The organism is Henriciella marina DSM 19595 (assembly GCF_000376805.1).
Taxonomy (GTDB): domain Bacteria; phylum Pseudomonadota; class Alphaproteobacteria; order Caulobacterales; family Hyphomonadaceae; genus Henriciella; species Henriciella marina.
In genome coordinates this window covers 2677201-2695454 of the sequence record NZ_AQXT01000002.1, presented here as the reverse complement: position 1 = coordinate 2695454, position 18254 = coordinate 2677201, and the positions used below count along the sequence as shown (strand labels likewise).

Here is an 18254-nt window from a genome sequence, read left to right as displayed (position 1 = left end):
CAGATCCTGAGAGTGCCAGGACCCTCCTTGCCGGGGCTAAACGGAGACTTCCTGCCAGGTGCCGGGAGCGAGGCCATCCAGCGTCCAGCGTCCGACCCCGTGGCGGATGAGCCGCAGTGTTGGATGACCGATGGCGGCCGTCATGCGCCGGACCTGGCGGTTCTTGCCCTCTCGAAGGCCGATCTCCAGCCAGCTATCCGGCACGGACTTCCGGTAGCGAATGGGCGGATCCCGCTCCCAGACGGCAGGCGGGTCATCGAGCCGGCGGATCGTGGCAGGCCGGGTTCGGCCATCCTTGAGGTCGAGACCTGACCGGAAGACCGCCAGGGAGGCATCATCCGGCACGCCCTCAACCTGCGCCCAATAGGTCTTTTCCATCTTGTGCCTGGGGTCGGCGATCCGCGCCTGCAGACGGCCGTCATCGGTCAGGAGCAACAGGCCTTCGCTGTCGCGGTCGAGGCGGCCTGCGGGATAGACGCGCGGCATGTCGATGAAGTCCGAGAGGGTCTGGCGTCCGCTGCCCGCGTTTCCCTTGTCGGTAAATTGCGAGAGCACGCCATAGGGCTTGTTGAAGGCAATCAGCATGGTTTCCCTATCGCCCGGGCCGGGCCGCGGGCGCAATGAGGACCCGCATAAAAAAAGCCCGCCATTGCGGCGGGCTTTCTATCGTTCAAGTCAGATCAGCTTACGAAGCGTCGTAGGTGCGCATGTACTCGCTAAGCTCGATGTCGCCATCGCTATCGGCGTCGTACTTGGCAAACAGGCCATCGCTGTTGCTCGACGTGTTCTGCCAGTTGTTCCACTCGGCTTGCGAAACGTTACCGGAGCCGTCCGTGTCCATCGACAGGAAGAGCTGGACCGCCATCGACGTGTTCAGCTTGTTGCTTGGCGTGGCGGCAGTGGTTTCACGCACGAAGTCTTCGGTTTCGACTTCCTCATCGGACAGGTCACCCGACATTTCGTCGGTTTCCGTATCCATCGTGGTGGTAGTTGCCGGCGTTGTCGTTGTCGTCGTCTCTGGCGTGGTGGTCGACGTTGTTGCCGGCGCGGTTGTGGTCGTCGTCGTCGCGGCCGGTGCGGTGGTGGTCGTTTCCATCTCATCGCTCATGGCATCGTTTTCCATCGTCGCCGTATCGGCGTCCATGGTGTCCGTTTCCACACCCATATCACCGGTCGTTGTCGTGGTGGTGGTCGTGCCTGGAACCGGCGTTGGCGCAGGTGTCGTATCGACCTGGACGTCCGTGTTCATGTCGGCTTCGGCGTCGGCCTGTACGTCCGTCTTTGGCGGCGTCGGGCTTGTGGACGTGTCGGTTTCTTCGACATCCATGTCCATCTCTGCCGAGGTTTCCATCTCGGCTTCGGCGTCGGCGCTATGGTCCGTTTCCATGTGATTGTCGGCAAAAGCCGGCGCACTGGCGAGGATCGTGGTTGTTGCGAGAGCTGTTAGAAGCTTCTTCATCGTTTATCTCCTTCGAATGATTACGGGGACTCAACGAAGCCTCGGGGCCTCTCGTTCCCAAACAATTGCGCTCCAAAGGCGAATTACCCGCTTCCAACCGTTAATTTTCTTGACCTTGCGGGCTCTCAGGCCGGAGATAGGCGAAAACCTGCTTCGAGGGAGGCAAACAGATGACGCCTATTCAAACGTCAGTTCTTTACACTGGCCTGTTCATTATTCTTTTCATCGTCCTGAAGGGCCTTGTCGGCCGCGTCAGGTCATCCGAAAAAGTCATGTTCGGCGACGGCGCAAATGAGCGGCTGCAGCGCGCACAACGGGCGCAAGGCAATGCGGTCGAAGATGTGCCGGTCACGCTTATCGGTCTTCTTGGTCTAGGCGCACTTGCCGCCCCAGTCTGGCTGATCCACGTGCTTGGCGCAGCCTTCCTGCTCGGCCGCATCCTGCACGCGGTCGGGCTCAGCAATTCAAGCGGCGGCAGCCCGGGCCGGATGTGGGGCACGCTCCTGACGCTGCTCGTCATGCTGGCAACCGGTGGAAGCTGCCTCTGGTTCGCGCTGACCTGACGCAGGCAGACCGCTAGAAGACAGCCTGAACATCTTTGGTCCAGCCAACATAGACGTCTGCACCTGTCTCTATTACCGGGCGCTTGATCAGCGTCGGATTGGCGACGAGCAGGTCTTTCGCCTTGCCCTGTTCGACCTCTGATTTTTCCTCGGTCGAGAGACCGCGCCAGGTGGTCGACCGTTTGTTGACCAGCTGGTCCGGCCCGACCGCCTCGAGCCACATCGGCACTTTCTGCTCAAGGTTGGCGTCCGCGCGGATGTCGACCATGGTGATATCGTGGCCATCGGCGTCGAGTGCGCTCATCGCCTTCTTGCAGGTATCGCAATTCTTCAGGCCATAGAGGGTGAGGTTTGCCATGGATCGGTCCTTTCAAAAACGGAACTTTTCATAAGTATTGAAGCGAAAGTGTACCGGGCGTGTCAAAGTCCAAGCTTGCGCGCCGGAACTATAACGTTAATAAAGGGTTAGGGTGTGGAATGAAGCCGACAGCGGGTGGCTGTGGGCAATCCAACTCGCGAGGGCTACACTATGGGCAGATTTCTTTCCGGACTCATCGTCCTGATCGCCGCTATTTTCCTGATTATCCTTCTCTACTTCCGCATTGCCGAAGGCTCTTTCGAAGGTGCTGGTGAGCGCATGGACGCCCTCCTTGGTGCAGCGGCTGACGAAACTAGCGAAGCGGCGAGCGACATCGCCCGCGGAACCGAAGAAGCGCTGGATGGCGACGACAACGACTACTAGTCGCGCAAGCTGAAAAGATCCTCGACCCGGCAGTCGAGCGCTCTCGCCAGTCGAAGGGCGAGAACGGCTGTCGGGGCGAAAACACCGTTTTCAATTGTATTGATGGTCTTGCGGCTGACCGAGACACGGGCGGCCAGTTCTGCCTGCGTCAGACCGGCAGATGTCCTGTAATCCTTCAGGAATGAGACAAGATCGGGATGGTCAGGCACCCTGACCCTCCAGGCGCGCAAATGCGAACATGGGCGCGACAACCCCTGTCACCAGGATAAGCTGGGCCGCCTCAGTCGCATGGATCTCAAAGAACAGTGAGACGGCGAAGACGATGCCGGCCGCGACAAGCGTCGCGCCATAGCCGAAGGTGAACGCCCTGCCCCTGTTGGCTTTGACCAATTCGTCATTGAGGGCGAGCTGCGCGCCGGGTGAGGCCCCGCGAATTCCCTTGCCCCACAAAAGGCGCGCCAGCGCAAATATCCAGACGGCGAAGGCCAGGATGGAAATGAGGCCAGTATAGCGTCTGTCGCCGCCTGCAAAATCATCGAAGATCCCGAAGCCAAACAGCTGCCAGACAATGAAAGCACAGGCCATTGCGACCAGAAGACGGCGCCGTTTTTTCGAATATTTATCGACTTCGTCTTCCATCTCACTCTCCACTGATGTAACGCGAAGGTGACATATGACAGTCTCGATATGTAACGTCAACGTTACATATTTATTTTTCTGGCTGGACGTAAACCTCGCCTGAGAGATCGTCGAGCTTGCCCTGGAAATGCGCCCTGACATCCTCCACCGCCTGATTATAGACGGTTGGGGCGAGGGTCTTCAGCATGGCATCGAGAACCTCACCGGCGCGAAAGTCGCTCAGCGTTTCATCGAACTGGGTTGAGAACAGGCTCTGAAGTTCGGCAATCAGCGCGGCGCGGCGCTCATTTGACAGCGTGATCGTCTTCATTCCACCACGCCGACAATAGGCCCCATATCCATGCCCTGCTCATCGCGTCCCATGGCGGGCGCGTAGATGCGCGACACCTGCCCATCGAGGAATAGCGCGTCAGGTGTTTCCAGCCGGTCGCGGAAGAGGCTGGCGAAATCGTGGAATGTCACCAGCGTATCTGAAATCGCGAAATAGACCGTGCGACCGTCTTCGCTGACGCCGACACCGTTGCGGCGCTTGCGCGAGGTCCCGTCCGGATTGATGGTCGGATGGATCTCGCCATCAATCACCAGCATAGGCCCCGACTGGGTGGCGAAATCAGGCTCGCGCCCGTCTTCAAGATAGGCCTCGGACACGGAGATGCCTGCCCGTGCACCATCCAGCCAGAAGACGCCGTTCGGCTTCATGTGGAAATTGCCCGGACCTTCATTCGTGTTCACGCTGGCGCGGTCTCCATCCTCGGCGCGCAGATACCCGACGGGCTGGCGATCCTCATGATACATGCCACCATTCATGGCAAAGACCAGCGTCTCGCCGCGCGCTTCGAGATCCGCGACAAGCGTATCGAACTGAAGGTACTGGGCGCCTTCCTCATTGGCATAGAAAAGGCGGATATCGTCGCGGTCGGCGCGGAAGCTGCAAACCGTATAAGGCAGGGACCGGAAGGTGATGGAGCGGCAATAGTCACCGCTTGCTTCGGGCAAGGCGACATCGCAGCCGGGCGCAGCGAACGCCACGAACAATGACGCGCATAATGCAGCCGGCGCTTTTGCTAATCTGCGCAATGTCTGGGCCCTTCTGGCGGCATTGAGACGGGTCTGACCGCCATGATGAAACAGGGTACGGAGCATCGCCCGATGAGAAAAGACTCCAAGTTCAGAACAGGCCTGCACGGCGTGGCCGAATTATGACCTTCAGGCGCTGGCAGCGACCTCATAGGCTTCGCTCGCCTCAAGCCAGCCCTCTTCGGCCTTTTCGAGCGCCCTTGTCAGCCGATCGCGCGTCTTGCCCAACTCAATCGCCTTCTGCGGGTCAGTGTCATAGAGACTGGCATCGGCAAGCTTGGCGTCGGCGGCCGCAAGCTCCTTGCGGATCTTGTCGAGCTCTCGCTCAGCCGCCGAGATGCGCTTGCGGATGTCAGCGGTCGCGCGGCGTATCTCGCTGTCGGACTTTTTGGGGGCCGCGGGTGCTGCCGGTTCAGCCTGCTTAGACGCCTGCTTGTCGGTCGAGCGATCAGCCTGCAGCACAAGCGCGCGATAGTCGGAAAGATCGCCATCATAAGGGGCGGCACGCCCCTCATTGACCAGCCAGAGCCGGTCAGCCGTTGCTTCGGCGAGATAGACATCGTGCGTGATGAGAAGGACGGCCCCTTCATAGTCATTCAGCGCATGAATGAGCGCTTCGCGGCTGTCGATGTCGAGGTGGCTGGTCGGTTCGTCCAGGATCATGATGTGCGGCGACTTCAGCGCCATCAGGCCAAGCAGGAGGCGGACTTTTTCACCACCCGAAAGCTTTTCGACCTTGGTTTCAGCCTTGTCCCGGTTGAAGCCGATATTGGCGACGATAGACCGAACCTGTCCATCGGTCGCCGTGGGGCGCAGGCGCCGGACATGGTCGAGCGCGGTGTCGCCGATGCTCAGCTCATCGAGCTGGTCTTGGCTGAAATAGCCGACTTCGACCTTGGGCGCGGCAACCCGGTTGCCATCGATCAGGCCGAGACGGCCCGCGATAGACTTTACCAGCGTCGACTTGCCCTGCCCGTTCGCCCCGACAATGGCGATCCGGTCATCATTGTCGACGCGCAGATGCACACCGCGCAGGACCGGATTGTCCTCGGCATAGCCAAGGTCAGCCTCATCCAGAACAAAGAGCGGCGAGGCGAGCTGGTCGGGCGCAGGAAATTCGAAAGGGTGCGTGCGCTCTGACAGCGGGATGACGACTTCCTGCATCTTCTCCAGCATCTTGATGCGGGACTGGGCCTGCGTCGCCTTTGAGGCCTTGGCACGGAACCGGTCGACGAAGCTTTGAAGGTGGGCGCGGTCCTTGTCCTGCTTGGCCTTCTGGGCTTCGAGCTGGGACAGCTGTTCAGCGCGCTTTTTCTGCCAGCTATCGTAATTGCCGGGGTGCACGGTGAGCTTTTGGCTCTCGAGCGCCAGCGTATGCGTCACGGCATTGTTCAGAAGCTCGCGGTCATGGCTGACCAGAAGGACGGTGTGCGGATACTGTTTGAGATAGCTCTCAAGCCAGGCCGCGCCCTCGAGGTCGAGATAGTTGGTCGGCTCATCGAGCAGGAGGAGGTCTGGCTCAGCAAAGAGAACGCCAGCGAGCGCGGCGCGCATCCGCCAGCCGCCGGAAAACTCCCGGCAGGCGCGCGTCAGATCTGATTGCGTGAAGCCAAGCCCTGTAAGGATAGAGGCGGCACGTGCCTCGCCTGACCAGCCATCGATGGCCGTCAGCCGCTCATAGACGTTCGCAAGCTCCTGTGGATCAGTGACCGTCTCTGAGTCATGCATGAGCTGCGCAAGTTCGGTATGCGCGCTCAGCGTTTCGGACAGGATGGTGCGGTCGGAGGCTTCGACCTCCTGCGCGACCCAGCCGAGGCGCGCGGCCTTGCCAATCCGGATGGCGCTGTCGAACTCATCGCCGGACTCGCGGATCAGACGCAGCAGCGTGGACTTGCCCGTCCCGTTGCGGCCGATGAGGCCAACTTTCCAGCCAGCCGCCAGCGTCGCCGACGCGTCCTCGAGAAGCGTGCGGCCCTGAATTCGGTAAGTAAGATTGTCAATCGTCAGCATTCGCCCGCTGCTAGGGCGTCAGGCGCGCCGCATCAATCCTTCTTGCGCGGTTTAAGCTTGCGCATCAGGCCTTCCTGCACAGTTGAGGCAACAAGCTGGCCGTCCTGGGTAAAGATATTGCCGCGGTTGAAGCTGCGGCCATTGCCGGCTTTCGGACTGTCCATCGCATAGAGCAGCCACTCATCGGCGCGCACAGGGGCGTGAAACCAGATGGCGTGATCGAGGCTGGCGGTCATCAGGTCCTTGTTGATCCAGTGCAGGCCGTGGGGGCGCAAGCTGGAGCCGAGAAGGTTCATGTCACTTGCCCAGGCGACAAGGCAGTGATGCATGGCCGGAGAGGCGTCGACCTTGCCGTCGGTGCGGAACCAGACATGGTTCACATCCGATTTCGGCTTTGGATTGAACGGGTTGAGACCGCTGATTTCCTTCATCTCGAAGGGCTGGGGACGCATCCAGTGCTTCAGCTGGTCATCTGAAATCTTGTCCTTGAACTGTTCGGCAAGCTGCTGGCGGGACATCAGCTCATCAGGCTGTTTGACGTCCGGCATATCGTGCTGGTGATCCCAGCCATCTTCATGGACGTGGAAGGACGCAGTCATGTTGAGGATCTGCTGGCCGTGCTGGATCGCGACGACACGGCGGGTCGTGAAGCTGCCGCCATCACGCGAGCGGTCGACTTCATAGACGATCGGAATTTTCGGATCGCCGGGCCTGATAAAATAGGCGTGCAGGGAATGACAGTGGCGATCATCGCCAACCGTGCGATAGGCCGAGGCCAGCGCCTGCGCGATGACCTGTCCGCCATAGACGCGCGGCCGGTCGGCTTCATCGTCGGGCGTAAAGCCCCTGAAAAGGTCCACCTCCAGTCGCTCGACATCGAGGAGGTCTAACAAACCGGAAACAGCATCCGTCATATTCGATCTTCTTTCCCATCAGGCCTTAACCAAGCCGCGTCTATCACTGTCACTGGTGACTGAAAACAGGCGCGCGGGCCATAAGCAGCAAACAAAGACTGCACCCTGACGCGCCAGAGGCAAGGGCCTTGATGGTGATGGAACTGATCAAATCTATTCGGCGTGAAGCCAAAACCGTGCGCATCCTGTTGCGGGCGAAGAAATGGCTGGACCCTATTACGAATGAATCGACCGACCTTCTGGCAGATGACCTTGAAGCGGCTGTCGATTCCTATCGCGAAAATCTCGCTTTCATCTTTGAAGGGCGCACGACCAGCTATGGTGAACTGGACGAGCAGGCCAACCGGGTCGCCCATTGGGCCCTTGGGCAGGGATTGAAGCCAGGCGACACGGTCGCACTCTTCATGGAGAACCGGCCGGACTATGTCGCGATCTGGTATGGGCTTTCGAAGATTGGGGCCGTGACAGCGCTGGTGAACGCCAATCTGACCGGTGACGCGCTGGTCCACTCGCTGAAAACGGTTGAGCCAAGGCTGATCATTACCGGCGCCCAGCAGGACGCTGCGATGCGGTCGCTGGAGATGGTGCAAATCCGCCAGCCGGTCTGGACGCTTGGCGGCGAGGTCGGCACGCCGCTCGGTCCTGAACTGGCTGGCCAGTCGTGCGGGCGCCCTGATCGCAGCCACCGCGCACACCTTACCAATGCCGATATCGGCTTTTACTTCTACACCTCCGGCACGACAGGCCTGCCCAAGGCCGCTAAGATGTCGATTGCGCGCGTGCGCAACATGATGCGCAGCTTCATCTCCCCGCTGAATATGGGCGAAAAGGACCGGGTCTATATTACCCTGCCGCTCTATCACGGCACGGGCGGCCTCTGCGCTGTCGGCATCGCGCTCTATACAGGCGCCTCGGTCCTGCTGCGCGAGAAATTCTCGGCCAGCCGCTTCTGGAATGATTGTGCCGACTTCCGCGTAACCACCATCGTCTATATCGGAGAGCTCTGTCGCTACCTGCTGAACCAGCCTGCACATGCCAAGGAGCGCAAGCACAAGGTCCGCAAGGGGTTCGGCAATGGCCTTCGCCCGGAAATCTGGGACAAGTTCAAGTCGCGGTTCAACATCGACACGATGATCGAGTTCTATGGCTCGACCGAAGGCAATGTGAAGCTGATGAATTTCGACGGCGAGACGGGGGCCTGTGGACGCATCCCGCCTTATGCCGCAAAGTATTTCGACCATATCGCCTTCGTGAAGGTCGACCCGGAAACCGAAACGCCGCTGCGCGATGATGAAGGCCGCTGCCTGCGCACGGGTCGCGGAGAAACAGGCGAGGCCCTTGGGCGTATCGGCAATGACATAACGACCCGGTTTGAGGGCTATCACGACAAGCGAGCGTCTGACGCCAAGATCCTGCGCGATGTGTTCGAAGAGGGCGATGCCTGGTTCCGCACGGGCGACCTGATGCGCCAGGGCGACCATGGCTACATCTATTTTGTCGACCGGCTGGGCGATACCTATCGCTGGAAAGGCGAGAACGTCTCGACCAATGAGGTCGCCGACGCGCTGGCCGGGGTGCCAGGTGTCGAGACGGCCAATGTCTACGGCGTTCCGATCCCGGGCACCGATGGCAAGGCAGGCATGGCCTCCATCACAACGAGCGGCTATCTCGACTACAAGGATGTGCTCGACCAGCTCTCCTCCCGCCTGCCGAAATACGCCGTGCCTGTGTTCATTCGCGAACAACAGGAAGCGACCACGACCAGCACGTTCAAGTACCGCAAAAGCGATCTCGTGAAGGCCGGCTTCGACCCGGAAACGACCGGCGAGAAAGTCTGGTATGCCGACCCTGAAACAGGAAAGTATGAGCTGGTCACGCCAGAAACCTACAAGAAGATCGCGGCAGGCGGCGTGAAGTTCTAGCTCCGCGTTTGCGCGCCCGGGCTCACCCCCCCTCGACTTCGCTCAGGGTGAGGTCTTTTGGAGCGATGCTTTCAAGCGAACCCTCATCCTGAGCGAAGTCGAAGGATGAACCGTCGAAACTCGGCTCTAGCCCGCCTTCGCGACGTGCGCCTGAAACTTGATGACCCGTGGCACGATCTGGTTGCGGAATTTTGAGCCGTTGAAGACGCCGTAATGGCCGACGCCCGGCTGGACGTAGTCTTCTTTCAGCTTGTCCGGGATGTTGGTGCAGAGGTCATGGGCCGCCTGCGTCTGGCCAATGCCCGAAATATCATCGAGCTCGCCCTCAACCGTCATCAGGCCAACCGAGCTGATCGCTTCCGGGCGCACGCGGCGCTCATCGCGGTAGCGATACTCGCCCTTGGCCAGCAGCGCCTTCTGGAAAACCCGTTCGATCGTCTGGATGTAAAATTCCTCGGTGAGGTCCAGCACCGAGAGGTATTCGTCATAGAATGTCTCGTGCCTGTCGGCGCTGTCTTCGTCGCCTTCGACCAGATGCGCGAAGAAGCGGTTATGCGCATCGACGTGCCGGTCCCAGTTCATGTGCATGAACGAACTGAGCTGCACAAAACCCGGATAGACCCGGCGGCCAGCCCCTGCCCATGGCAGCGGGACGGTGTGGATCATCTTGGATCGGAACCAGTCGAGGCTGCGCTCTTCGGCCAGAACATTCGGAACGGTCGGCGAGCGCCGCGCATCGATGGGGGACCCCATGAAGGTCATCGTGGCCGGCATCGCCTCAGCCCCGTCCTCTGCCATCATCGAGATCGCAGCAAGCACGGGCGGGCCGGGCTGGCAGACAGCAAGGACATGCGCGCCTGCGCCAAGGAAGCCCAGCATGTCACGGATATGATCGATATAATCATCGAGATCGAACCGGCCAAACCAGACCGGCGCCATGCGCGCATCGGTCCAGTCGGTGATGTAGACATTGTGCGTCGGCAGGAAAGCTTCGACCGTGCCACGCAGGAGCGTCGCATAGTGGCCCGACAGCGGCGCCACGATAATGATATCCGGGCGATTTTCAGGCGCGCCTGCCGTTTCGAAATGCACCAGCTGGCACCAGGGCGAGGACCAGGCCGTTACCGGCGTGACCATGTGCGTTTTCCCTTCGATTTCCGTCGACGGGATCTGCCATTCAGGCTTGCCATAATAGCGGGTCGCCCGCTCAAAGACACTGGCCGCGGCGGCGATGGAGCGCCCCATCTGACTGTCGCGGGCCGGATTGATCGAGGACGTCCAGAATGCTGCGGCCGCCTTGGCCTGCAGCCGCATCGGCGCCATGGCCGCGCGGTTCATCTCTACCAGGGAATAAAGCACAAAATCACCTTCCTCATGTTGCAGCGCAACATAGGCCCCCCGTCCGGTGAATGCAATTGATCAGTTCCTAGCCGATTATCGTCGCCAGGCAGGATGCCATGTCATCGGGGTTGCTGATCGTCTCGGAGAAGAAGGTCTTCAGCTTCCAGTCCGGGCCCATCACATAGATTAGCGAGGTATGATCCATCGTGTAGTCGGCAACGCTTTCGGGGGTTTCGACCCGGTTGAAAGCTGCGCTGAATTCATTTGCGACCGCCTCAATCTCTTCAGGTGTGCCCGTCAGGCCGACCAGCCCGTCAGGAAAGGCATTGCTTGAGACATAGTCGGCAAGCGCCTCCGGCGTGTCGCGCTCTGGATCGACACTGATCAGCAATGTCTGCGGGTGCTCCATGCCTTCGGGCAGTCGCTCATAAGCATTATTGATCGCGACCAGCGTGCCGGGGCAGATGTCCGGGCAATAGGTAAAACCGAAATAGACAAGCGTTGGCTTGCCCATGAAGTCCTGCTCTGTCACCCGCTCACCCGTGTGCATGGTCAGCTCGAACGGGCCACCAATCTCGTCATAGGCGCGGGAGGTACAGCCGGCGACGGGGCCGCCGGCACTGACCTTTTCGCCAGTCTGGGCTGTTTGGGCGGTCTGGGTCTCGTCGCTTGCACTGCCGCAGGCGGCGAGAAGGAAACTTGCAAAGACAATTGTCGATCTAATGCGCATGCGACTACGTATGCTGTGAGCAGTCAGATGTATCAAGACACTGGTACATCGCAACGATGTCGCACGCCAGAAACGGTGCGGAGAACAAGATGGACGATACACACGCCTCTCGCGAAGGCATCGAACAGGCGCTCTACAGCCTGCTGCCGACTGGTCTTGCCGGGGTCGATGCCGCCCGCGGCCGTGCCCGGCTGCGCACTCTCGTCACCCTGCGCTGGCTTGCCGTGGCGGGCCAGACAGCGGCCGTTCTCTTCGTACAGTTTGGCCTTGGCTTTGATCTGCCGCTCGCGCTCTGCCTGACAGTTATTGCGGCGTCAGCCTGGCTCAATGTCTTTCTTTCCTTCGCCATGCGCGACCAGGTCCTCCTCAAAGGCTGGGAAGCGGCGCTTCAGCTCACATTCGACACGGTCCAGCTTGCCTTGCTGATTGGCCTGACAGGCGGGTTGTCCAACCCGTTTCTCCTTTTTCTTCTGGCGCCCGTCACCGTCGCCGCGACCAGTTTGCGGCCACGCTATTCCGCGATTATCGCCATGGTCGCCATCGCGCTCGCGGCCCTCATGCCGGTGCTTGCCTTTGATCTACCATGGCGACCAGGCGATAGCCTCGACCTGCCACCCCTTTTCGAGTGGGGCCATTTCGCCGCCTTCTTGCTTGGTATTCTCTTCTTTGCCATTTCGTCGGTACGCCTCAGCGAGGATGAGGCCCGCCTCGTGCGCGCCATGGATGCGGCTTCCGTCGTCATGGCGCGTGAGCAGAAGCTTTCTGCGCTGGGCGCCATGTCCGCTATGACCGCGCACGAGCTCGGCACCCCGCTCGCCACGATCCATCTCGTCGCCAAGGAACTCGCAAGAGACTTCGAAGAGACCAATCCCTATTTCGACGATATCCGCCTGATCGCGGAACAGGCCGATCGCTGCCGTGACATCCTCGGCCAGCTCAGCCGGTCCCGCGAGGCGCAGGATATCGTCCACGCCAATATGCCGCTATCCAGCCTGGTCGAAGAGGCCGCTGCCCCGTTCAAGGGCCTCGGCGTCGCGCTCAACGTCACCTGGTCTGCCGGTGAAAATGGAGAGGCGCGTGTTCCGCTTATACGGCGCAGCCCCGAAGTGCTTCACGCGCTCGGCGCCTTCATCGAGAACGCGGTGAGCTTCGCAGACAGCCAGGTGAAGACCGTTGCCAGCTGGACCGACAAGCAGTTCATGGTCACCGTCAGCGATGATGGCCCGGGCTTTGCGCCAGATGTCATGCCCAAGCTTGGTGAGCCCTATGTGTCCCAGCGCGGCGAGGCACATTTGCACGGCGGCGACATGGGGCTCGGCTTCTTCATCGCGAAGACTTTGATCGAGCGGACCGGTGGGCGAATTGCCACACGCAACAGGACTCCACCAAGAAATGGGGCAATTGTGCAGGCGGTCTGGCCAAGAAAGGCACTAGAAAGCTTGGAATCGGACCGGATGCAGATAAATAGCTCATCATTGGAGACTTGAGCATGGACTATAACGTTACCGTCAAACTTCATGATGCCCTGAAGGACGTCGAGGACCGCACCTGTCTTGTACTGGATGATGACGGTCCCTTCTTGCAGCGGCTCGCGCGCGCCCTGACGCAGCGCGGCTTCCTCGTGTCGGCTGTCTCGACCACATCAGAGGCGAAAGACGTCGCCCGGATGAACCCACCCGCTTTCGCGGTGCTGGATCTTCGTCTTGAAGACGGATCGGGCCTCGATGTTGTCGAAACCCTGCATCAGTACCGCCCGGACGCGCGCGCCGTCATCCTGACCGGCTACGGCGCCATTGCGACCGCCGTTGCGGCTGTCAAAGCAGGCGCCGCCGACTATCTCGCCAAGCCCGCAGAGGTCGAAGATATCATCCGCGCGCTGGTCAACAAGGGCGACACCCTCCCAGAGCCACCGGAAAATCCGATGTCGGCAGACCGCGTCCGCTGGGAACACATCCAGCGCGTCTATGAGCTCTGCAATCACAATGTGTCTGAGACGGCCAGACGTCTGAACATGCACCGGCGGACATTGCAGCGCATCCTCGCCAAACGCGCGCCGCGTTAGAAAGACACGCCAGAAGCTCGTCCTTCGACGTCGCTCAGGATCAGCTTTTTCGCGGTCGCATCCAACAGACTCGGTGCACTGCAAGGCTAGACGCGCTCATCCTGAGCGAAGTCGAAGGACGAGCGCGGGCGGTGCCTTCCCGATGGCCTATCCGCCCTTCGGCCCCAGATCGGCTTCCGTACGCGCGGGATCCGGGGTCTTGTTCTTGAACTTGCAGATATCGTTGATCGAACACATCCAGCATTTCGGCTTACGTGCCACGCAGGTGTAGCGCCCGTGCAGGATCAGCCAGTGATGCGCACCCTTCTTGAACTCGGGCGGCGTGACGCGTTCGAGCTGGTCTTCCACCTCATCGGGTGTCTTGCCCGGCGCGAGACCGGTGCGGTTCGAGACCCTGAAGATGTGCGTATCGACGGCGATGGTCTCGTGCCCGAATGCTTCGTTCAGCACGACATTGGCCGTCTTGCGCCCGACCCCCGGTAGCTGCGTCAGCTCATCACGCGTCTGCGGCACCTCGCCGTCGAACGCGTCGATCAGCATTTGGGACAGCGCGATCACGTTCTTTGCCTTGTTGCGCCAGAGGCCGATCGTCTTGATGTGTCTGGCAACGCCCTCCTCGCCGAGGTCCAGCATCTTCTGCGGCGTATCGGCGATCTCGAACAGCTTCTTCGTCGCCCTGTTGACGCCGACATCGGTGGCCTGCGCCGATAGAGCCACAGCAACGACCAGCGTGAAGGGATTATGATAGTTGAGCTCTGTCTCGGGTGCCGGGCGGTCATCGGCCAGCGCGGCATAGAGCCGGGCGGTCTTTTCCGGGCCAAGCGTCGGGGATCGGCGCTTCCTGCGCGTTTTTGTCGGGGTCTTTGCCATGGGTTGATGGGTGTAAATGCCGCGCCCCGCCAATCAAGCGCCAACTTGTCTCAACCGCCTGCAGACTTATTTTCCGCTCATGGCAGGCACGCCCGCAACCGTCTATTTCGATGCCACGCTGACGCCGAACACGGCGCTCAGCCCCCGGGCCTTTCTCGTCATCATGTCGCTTGTCGGCCTGATGAGCTTTGTCGGCGGGATCATGTTTCTTTCGATGGGCGCATTTCCTGTTCTTGGCTGGTTCGGCCTTGATGCCCTGGCGATCTGGTTCGCCTTCCGCAAGAACTTCCAGAACCTCAAACAGGCCACCCGTATCGAGATTACGGCGGAGACGATTTCCCTGTCTCATTCACGCCCCGGCAGCGACCCGAAGCAGGTTCGGATGCCGACCGGCTTTGCCCGTCTCAGCCTCGATTACCCCGAGCGCCGGCCAAGTGAGCTGAAGCTCGCGCATGGCAGGGAGGCCTATGTTATCGGCCGTTTCCTGACACCCGGCGAGCGAAAATCCCTCTATGCCGCTATCAACTCTGCCATCGCGAAGGCCCGCGCGGAACGCTACGCGTAAAAAAATGACGCAGGCGTCATAGTTTTTTCATCCTCGCTGTGGTACAAAAGGGAAGACGCAACAGATTTCTTACCGGAAGACCGGGAGAGCAGGAGGCACGCACATGGCTGATACAGCGACAAAAATCGCCCACAATCTTGAGCGCCCGGTGACAACCGGCCGCGAGAAACTCATGGAGTTTCATCTCGACCGCGATGCGCCAATCCCATCGCCTGAAGATGTCGACATGAAGACATTCGACATTCTGGACCCGGAGCTTTGGCGCCGTGATGCGCACTGGGACTTCTTCACCTGGATGCGCAACAATGACCCGGTCCATTACACGCCGGACAGCTTTGCTGGCCCTTACTGGTCGGTGACGCTTTATGACGATGTCCGGGACGTGGATATCGACCACAAGCGCTTCTCTTCTTCCTGGGAATATGGCGGCATCACCCTCGGCGAAGGCTTCGAGGATTTCGAACTGCCAATGTTCATCGCCATGGATGAGCCGCGCCACTCCGAACAGCGCAAGACCGTGTCGCCGGCTGTCGCACCGAACATGCTCAAGGATTTTGAGCCGCTGATCCGCTCGCGCACGCAAGGCCTGCTGGATTCGCTGCCTGTCGGTGAGCCCTTCGACTGGGTCGATACCGTTTCGATCGAGCTCACCACAATGATGCTCGCAACCCTGTTCGACTTTCCGTTCGAAGAGCGCCGCAAACTGACCCGCTGGTCGGACGTGGCTGTGAACCCGCACAATCCGGACATCTGCCCCGGCGGCTTCGATCAGTGGAAACAGGAACTGATGGAATGCCTGACGACCTTTATGGGTCTCTATCAGGAACGTCAGGCCCAGCCGCAGAAGAATGACCTGATCAGCCTGCTCGCCCATGGCGAGAAGACAAAGAACATGACGCCGATGGAACTCCTCGGGAACGTCATCCTGCTGATCGTTGGCGGCAATGACACGACGCGGAACTCGATGACCGCTTCGGTTTATTCGCTGAACAAGTGGCCAGAACAGTATGACAAGCTGAAAGCTGATCCCTCGATCATTCCGAACATGGTGTCGGAAGTGATCCGCTGGCAGACCCCGCTTGCCTATATGCGCCGCACCGCGCTCGAAGATGTCGAACTGCGCGGCAAGACGATCAAGAAGGGCGAACAGGTCGCCATGTGGTACGTTTCCGGCAACCGTGACGAACGGTTCTGGGAAGAAGACCCATACAAGCTGATCATTGATCGCAAACAGGCGCGCAATCATCTGTCTTTCGGCTTTGGCATTCACCGCTGCGTCGGTAACCGTCTGGCTGAACTTCAGCTTCGCATCCTCTGGGAAGAGCTGATGGAGCGCTTCGAGCATATCGAAGTTCTCGACGAGCCAGAGCGCACCTCGCATTCCTTTGTGAAGGGCTACACCTGGATGCCGGTTATCCTGCACCCGAAAAAATAGATTTCCATCCTCCCGGAAACGATAAGCCCCGCAAGCCTCAAGGCCTGCGGGGCTTTTTCATGTGTTCGGACCTGGACGCTCAGTCGTCGAAATCGTCGATCAGGCCGCTGAGGCGGGAGCGACCGCCATCCATGGTCAGCGTTTCGCCCGTGATGATCGCAGACTTTGCAAGCGACAGGTAAAGCGCCGCATCGGCGATTTCATCTGCGAGACTGGCGCGGCCAAGCGGGGTCCGCTTTTTCAGCCAGGGGTCCTCATTCTCGGCCCGCGGCCGGAGCGCGCAGATCGCATTGACGCGAATACCCTTCGAGGCGAGATCCACGGCGCCGGAGCGCATAACGCCCAGTATCGAATGCTGGACGACCGCGTCGGCAAAATCGCCCTCATTCACCTGCTGGGCAGAGAGCGACAGCACAAAGGTCACTGAGCCGAGCTGCTTCCTGCGTCCGAGCGTTTCGCCAGCTTCCTCGACGCGCTTGGCCACATGTCTCTCAAACATCTGAAGGGTCAGGATAGACGTGCGCAGGGCCTTTGAATGGACCTTCTCGAACTCGGCGAGATCAAGCTCTACAAAGGGGGTTTTGGGTGGGATCGGCGGGACGGCAACGATATGGTCGACCTTGCCATAGGCTTCCAGCGCGGCGGCCAGCGCATTCTTTACGCCGATACGCGTGTCGAGGTCTTCCTGGTGGACGATCGCCCTGTCGCGAAGGCTGTCAGAGAATTTCTCGACGCGCTTCAGGCTTGGGTCGCATGCAATGACGGCGTGGCCTTCATCGGCAAACCGTCGTGCAACGGCCTCACCGGTCATCTGACCGAGGCCGAGAATGAGAGTAACGGGCTGATCCATCTGGGCTCCTGAACCGGCAGGTAGCGTCCCGCCGGATCAGGTAACGCCAGACAAGCCGGTCTAGTTCGTTTTAAGGTTGGAGAGCTCTTCCTTGATCCTGAGCTTGCGGCGCTTCAGATCGTGAAGCCGGATTTCGTCGGCGGCAGGGCGTTTGTGTTCCTGCTCGATTTCCTCATCAAGACGCTGGTGGCGGTTAGAGAGTTCGGTGATACGTCCTTGAAGTGACACTGTATCATGCTCCTTTCTTGCTGAAGAGAAAACTGTGCTTTTCTGGTCACAGTAAATCACAACTTAAAAGGGCGGTCACTAGGGCCGGACCAAAAATCGCTTCGCATGAAGAGGATTTCATTCAGCGGCTTTTTTGCGGGCAGCCTTTGCACGGAACATGGCCTCATCGGCCGCCGCAATCAGCGTGTCAGGCCCCATCTGGCCGTCCCACTGGACGATCCCGCATGAAGCGCCGAGCGCGACCGGTTCGCCGGTCTGGCCTTCAGGCGCGCTGATCACCAGATCGCCGATACATTCGCTAAGCTGCGCCGTCTTCAGCTCGGCGTCGCCTTTCAGCGCATGCGAGAGGATGACGCCGAACTCGTCCCCGCCCAGCCGTCCAACAATATCGGTTTCGCGAATGCTCGCCTCGATCAGGCGGCAGACCGATTTCAGCGCATGATCGCCTGCAGGATGCCCGAACCGGTCGTTGACCAGCTTGAAGCCATCAAGGTCGATATAGACGAGGCAGAGCGAGGCGCCGTGGCGCCGCGAAAGCGCCATTTCGCGCGACAATTCCCGCGTAAAGGCGCGGCGATTGAAGACCGGGCAGAGCGCGTCGCGGTCGGCAAGAGCCTCGGCAACGGCGAGCGATCGATTGAGGCGTGCTTCCTGTCCGCGCAGGAACAGAACCTCTTCGGCGAGGGCCCGCAGCGCCGCCGCGGTCTTCGTATCGCTGTCTGCCGGGTCAACCGCCAGCGCCTCAAGCAGCCGGTCCGCCGGTCCATGACGGCGCGCATCCGTCTTCTCGCGCATCTTGGTGTCAGAAGCCTTGTCCATGCTGCGACTATAAGGCCAGCGGGCCGTT

General features: G+C 60.2%; 22 protein-coding genes. 7 read left to right on the top strand and 15 right to left on the bottom strand.

Translation table 11 applies throughout. The features are described 5' to 3' along the window. Positions 1–36: 36 nt before the first annotated feature. Complete coding sequence (locus F550_RS0113470; RefSeq protein WP_018149098.1) at positions 37–585, bottom strand: pseudouridine synthase; 549 nt, start codon at positions 583–585, stop codon at positions 37–39. A gap of 100 nt (positions 586–685) precedes the next feature. Further along, positions 686–1459 (bottom strand): EF-hand domain-containing protein, encoded by a 774-nt coding sequence (locus F550_RS19345; RefSeq protein WP_026180777.1) that lies wholly within the window; start codon positions 1457–1459, stop codon positions 686–688. 170 nt (positions 1460–1629) lie between these two features. Here F550_RS19345 and F550_RS17900 point away from each other — a divergent pair, with 170 nt between their 5' ends. Then, entirely contained in the window at positions 1630–2022 is a 393-nt protein-coding gene (locus F550_RS17900) for an MAPEG family protein (RefSeq protein WP_018149097.1), read from the top strand. Between the two features lie 13 nt (positions 2023–2035). Here F550_RS17900 and F550_RS0113455 read toward each other — a convergent pair whose 3' ends face one another. Beyond that, the gene (locus F550_RS0113455) at positions 2036–2380 is read right to left on the bottom strand and encodes an ArsC/Spx/MgsR family protein (RefSeq protein ID WP_018149096.1); all 345 of its coding nucleotides are present in this window, start codon (positions 2378–2380) and stop codon (positions 2036–2038) included. Between the two features lie 171 nt (positions 2381–2551). On the opposite strand from F550_RS0113455, the gene F550_RS0113450 reads away from it, so the two are divergent. Continuing rightward, positions 2552–2764: a hypothetical protein gene (locus F550_RS0113450; RefSeq protein WP_018149095.1), complete on the top strand. Its 213-nt coding sequence runs from the start codon at positions 2552–2554 to the stop codon at positions 2762–2764. Here the strand turns inward: F550_RS0113450 and F550_RS0113445 are convergent. From F550_RS0113445 to F550_RS0113420, 6 genes are all read right to left on the bottom strand, one after another. Further along, the gene (locus F550_RS0113445) at positions 2761–2973 is read right to left on the bottom strand and encodes a helix-turn-helix transcriptional regulator (protein WP_018149094.1); all 213 of its coding nucleotides are present in this window, start codon (positions 2971–2973) and stop codon (positions 2761–2763) included. The two genes, F550_RS0113450 and F550_RS0113445, sit on opposite strands and share 4 nt — an antisense overlap. Beyond that, positions 2966–3403: a hypothetical protein gene (locus F550_RS0113440; RefSeq protein WP_018149093.1), complete on the bottom strand. Its 438-nt coding sequence runs from the start codon at positions 3401–3403 to the stop codon at positions 2966–2968. Before F550_RS0113440 ends, F550_RS0113445 begins: the two co-directional genes overlap by 8 nt. 70 nt (positions 3404–3473) lie before the next feature. Then, entirely contained in the window at positions 3474–3713 is a 240-nt protein-coding gene (locus F550_RS0113435; protein ID WP_018149092.1) for a DUF2164 family protein, read from the bottom strand. Further along, positions 3710–4438 (bottom strand): phosphodiester glycosidase family protein, encoded by a 729-nt coding sequence (locus F550_RS0113430; RefSeq protein ID WP_018149091.1) that lies wholly within the window; start codon positions 4436–4438, stop codon positions 3710–3712. The genes F550_RS0113435 and F550_RS0113430 overlap by 4 nt, the downstream gene beginning before the upstream one ends. A 171-nt stretch (positions 4439–4609) precedes the next feature. Beyond that, on the bottom strand, positions 4610–6490 hold the full coding sequence (locus tag F550_RS0113425) for an ABC-F family ATP-binding cassette domain-containing protein (RefSeq protein WP_018149090.1): 1881 nt from the start codon (positions 6488–6490) through the stop codon (positions 4610–4612). Positions 6491–6522: 32 nt separating this feature from the next. Then, on the bottom strand, positions 6523–7404 hold the full coding sequence (locus tag F550_RS0113420) for an acyl-CoA thioesterase (protein WP_018149089.1): 882 nt from the start codon (positions 7402–7404) through the stop codon (positions 6523–6525). Between the two features lie 137 nt (positions 7405–7541). On the opposite strand from F550_RS0113420, the gene F550_RS0113415 reads away from it, so the two are divergent. Next, positions 7542–9326 carry a long-chain-acyl-CoA synthetase gene (locus F550_RS0113415; RefSeq protein WP_040501114.1) on the top strand — a complete coding sequence of 595 codons (1785 nt, stop codon included), beginning with the start codon at positions 7542–7544 and terminating at the stop codon, positions 9324–9326. Positions 9327–9452: 126 nt separating this feature from the next. Here the strand turns inward: F550_RS0113415 and F550_RS0113410 are convergent, their stop codons facing one another. Next, complete coding sequence (locus tag F550_RS0113410; protein ID WP_026180776.1) at positions 9453–10685, bottom strand: polyhydroxyalkanoate depolymerase; 1233 nt, start codon at positions 10683–10685, stop codon at positions 9453–9455. 67 nt (positions 10686–10752) lie between these two features. Continuing rightward, positions 10753–11397, bottom strand: a complete 645-nt coding sequence (locus F550_RS0113405; RefSeq protein WP_018149086.1) for an SCO family protein — start codon at positions 11395–11397, stop codon at positions 10753–10755. A gap of 89 nt (positions 11398–11486) precedes the next feature. Here F550_RS0113405 and F550_RS0113400 point away from each other — a divergent pair, with 89 nt between their 5' ends. After that, positions 11487–12884 carry an ActS/PrrB/RegB family redox-sensitive histidine kinase gene (locus tag F550_RS0113400; protein WP_156807939.1) on the top strand — a complete coding sequence of 466 codons (1398 nt, stop codon included), beginning with the start codon at positions 11487–11489 and terminating at the stop codon, positions 12882–12884. Between the two features lie 2 nt (positions 12885–12886). Then, positions 12887–13459 (top strand): ActR/PrrA/RegA family redox response regulator transcription factor, encoded by a 573-nt coding sequence (locus F550_RS0113395; RefSeq protein ID WP_018149084.1) that lies wholly within the window; start codon positions 12887–12889, stop codon positions 13457–13459. A 147-nt stretch (positions 13460–13606) separates the two neighbouring features. Here F550_RS0113395 and nth read toward each other — a convergent pair whose 3' ends face one another. Beyond that, on the bottom strand, positions 13607–14329 hold the full coding sequence (gene nth / locus F550_RS0113390) for an endonuclease III (RefSeq protein ID WP_018149083.1): 723 nt from the start codon (positions 14327–14329) through the stop codon (positions 13607–13609). Between the two features lie 79 nt (positions 14330–14408). On the opposite strand from nth, the gene F550_RS0113385 reads away from it, so the two are divergent. Together F550_RS0113385 and F550_RS0113380 are read left to right on the top strand one after the other, a co-directional pair. Further along, positions 14409–14894, top strand: a complete 486-nt coding sequence (locus F550_RS0113385) for a DUF2244 domain-containing protein (protein WP_018149082.1) — start codon at positions 14409–14411, stop codon at positions 14892–14894. A 103-nt stretch (positions 14895–14997) separates the two neighbouring features. Beyond that, the gene (locus F550_RS0113380) at positions 14998–16329 is read left to right on the top strand and encodes a cytochrome P450 (RefSeq protein ID WP_018149081.1); all 1332 of its coding nucleotides are present in this window, start codon (positions 14998–15000) and stop codon (positions 16327–16329) included. A 79-nt stretch (positions 16330–16408) separates the two neighbouring features. Here the strand turns inward: F550_RS0113380 and F550_RS0113375 are convergent, their stop codons facing one another. The 3 genes from F550_RS0113375 to F550_RS17890 form a co-directional block, all read right to left on the bottom strand. Beyond that, positions 16409–17179 carry an SDR family NAD(P)-dependent oxidoreductase gene (locus F550_RS0113375; RefSeq protein WP_018149080.1) on the bottom strand — a complete coding sequence of 257 codons (771 nt, stop codon included), beginning with the start codon at positions 17177–17179 and terminating at the stop codon, positions 16409–16411. 60 nt (positions 17180–17239) lie between these two features. Then, the gene (locus tag F550_RS17895; RefSeq protein ID WP_018149079.1) at positions 17240–17407 is read right to left on the bottom strand and encodes a YdcH family protein; all 168 of its coding nucleotides are present in this window, start codon (positions 17405–17407) and stop codon (positions 17240–17242) included. A 117-nt stretch (positions 17408–17524) separates the two neighbouring features. Continuing rightward, entirely contained in the window at positions 17525–18226 is a 702-nt protein-coding gene (locus F550_RS17890; protein ID WP_018149078.1) for a GGDEF domain-containing protein, read from the bottom strand. Positions 18227–18254 lie beyond the last annotated feature (28 nt).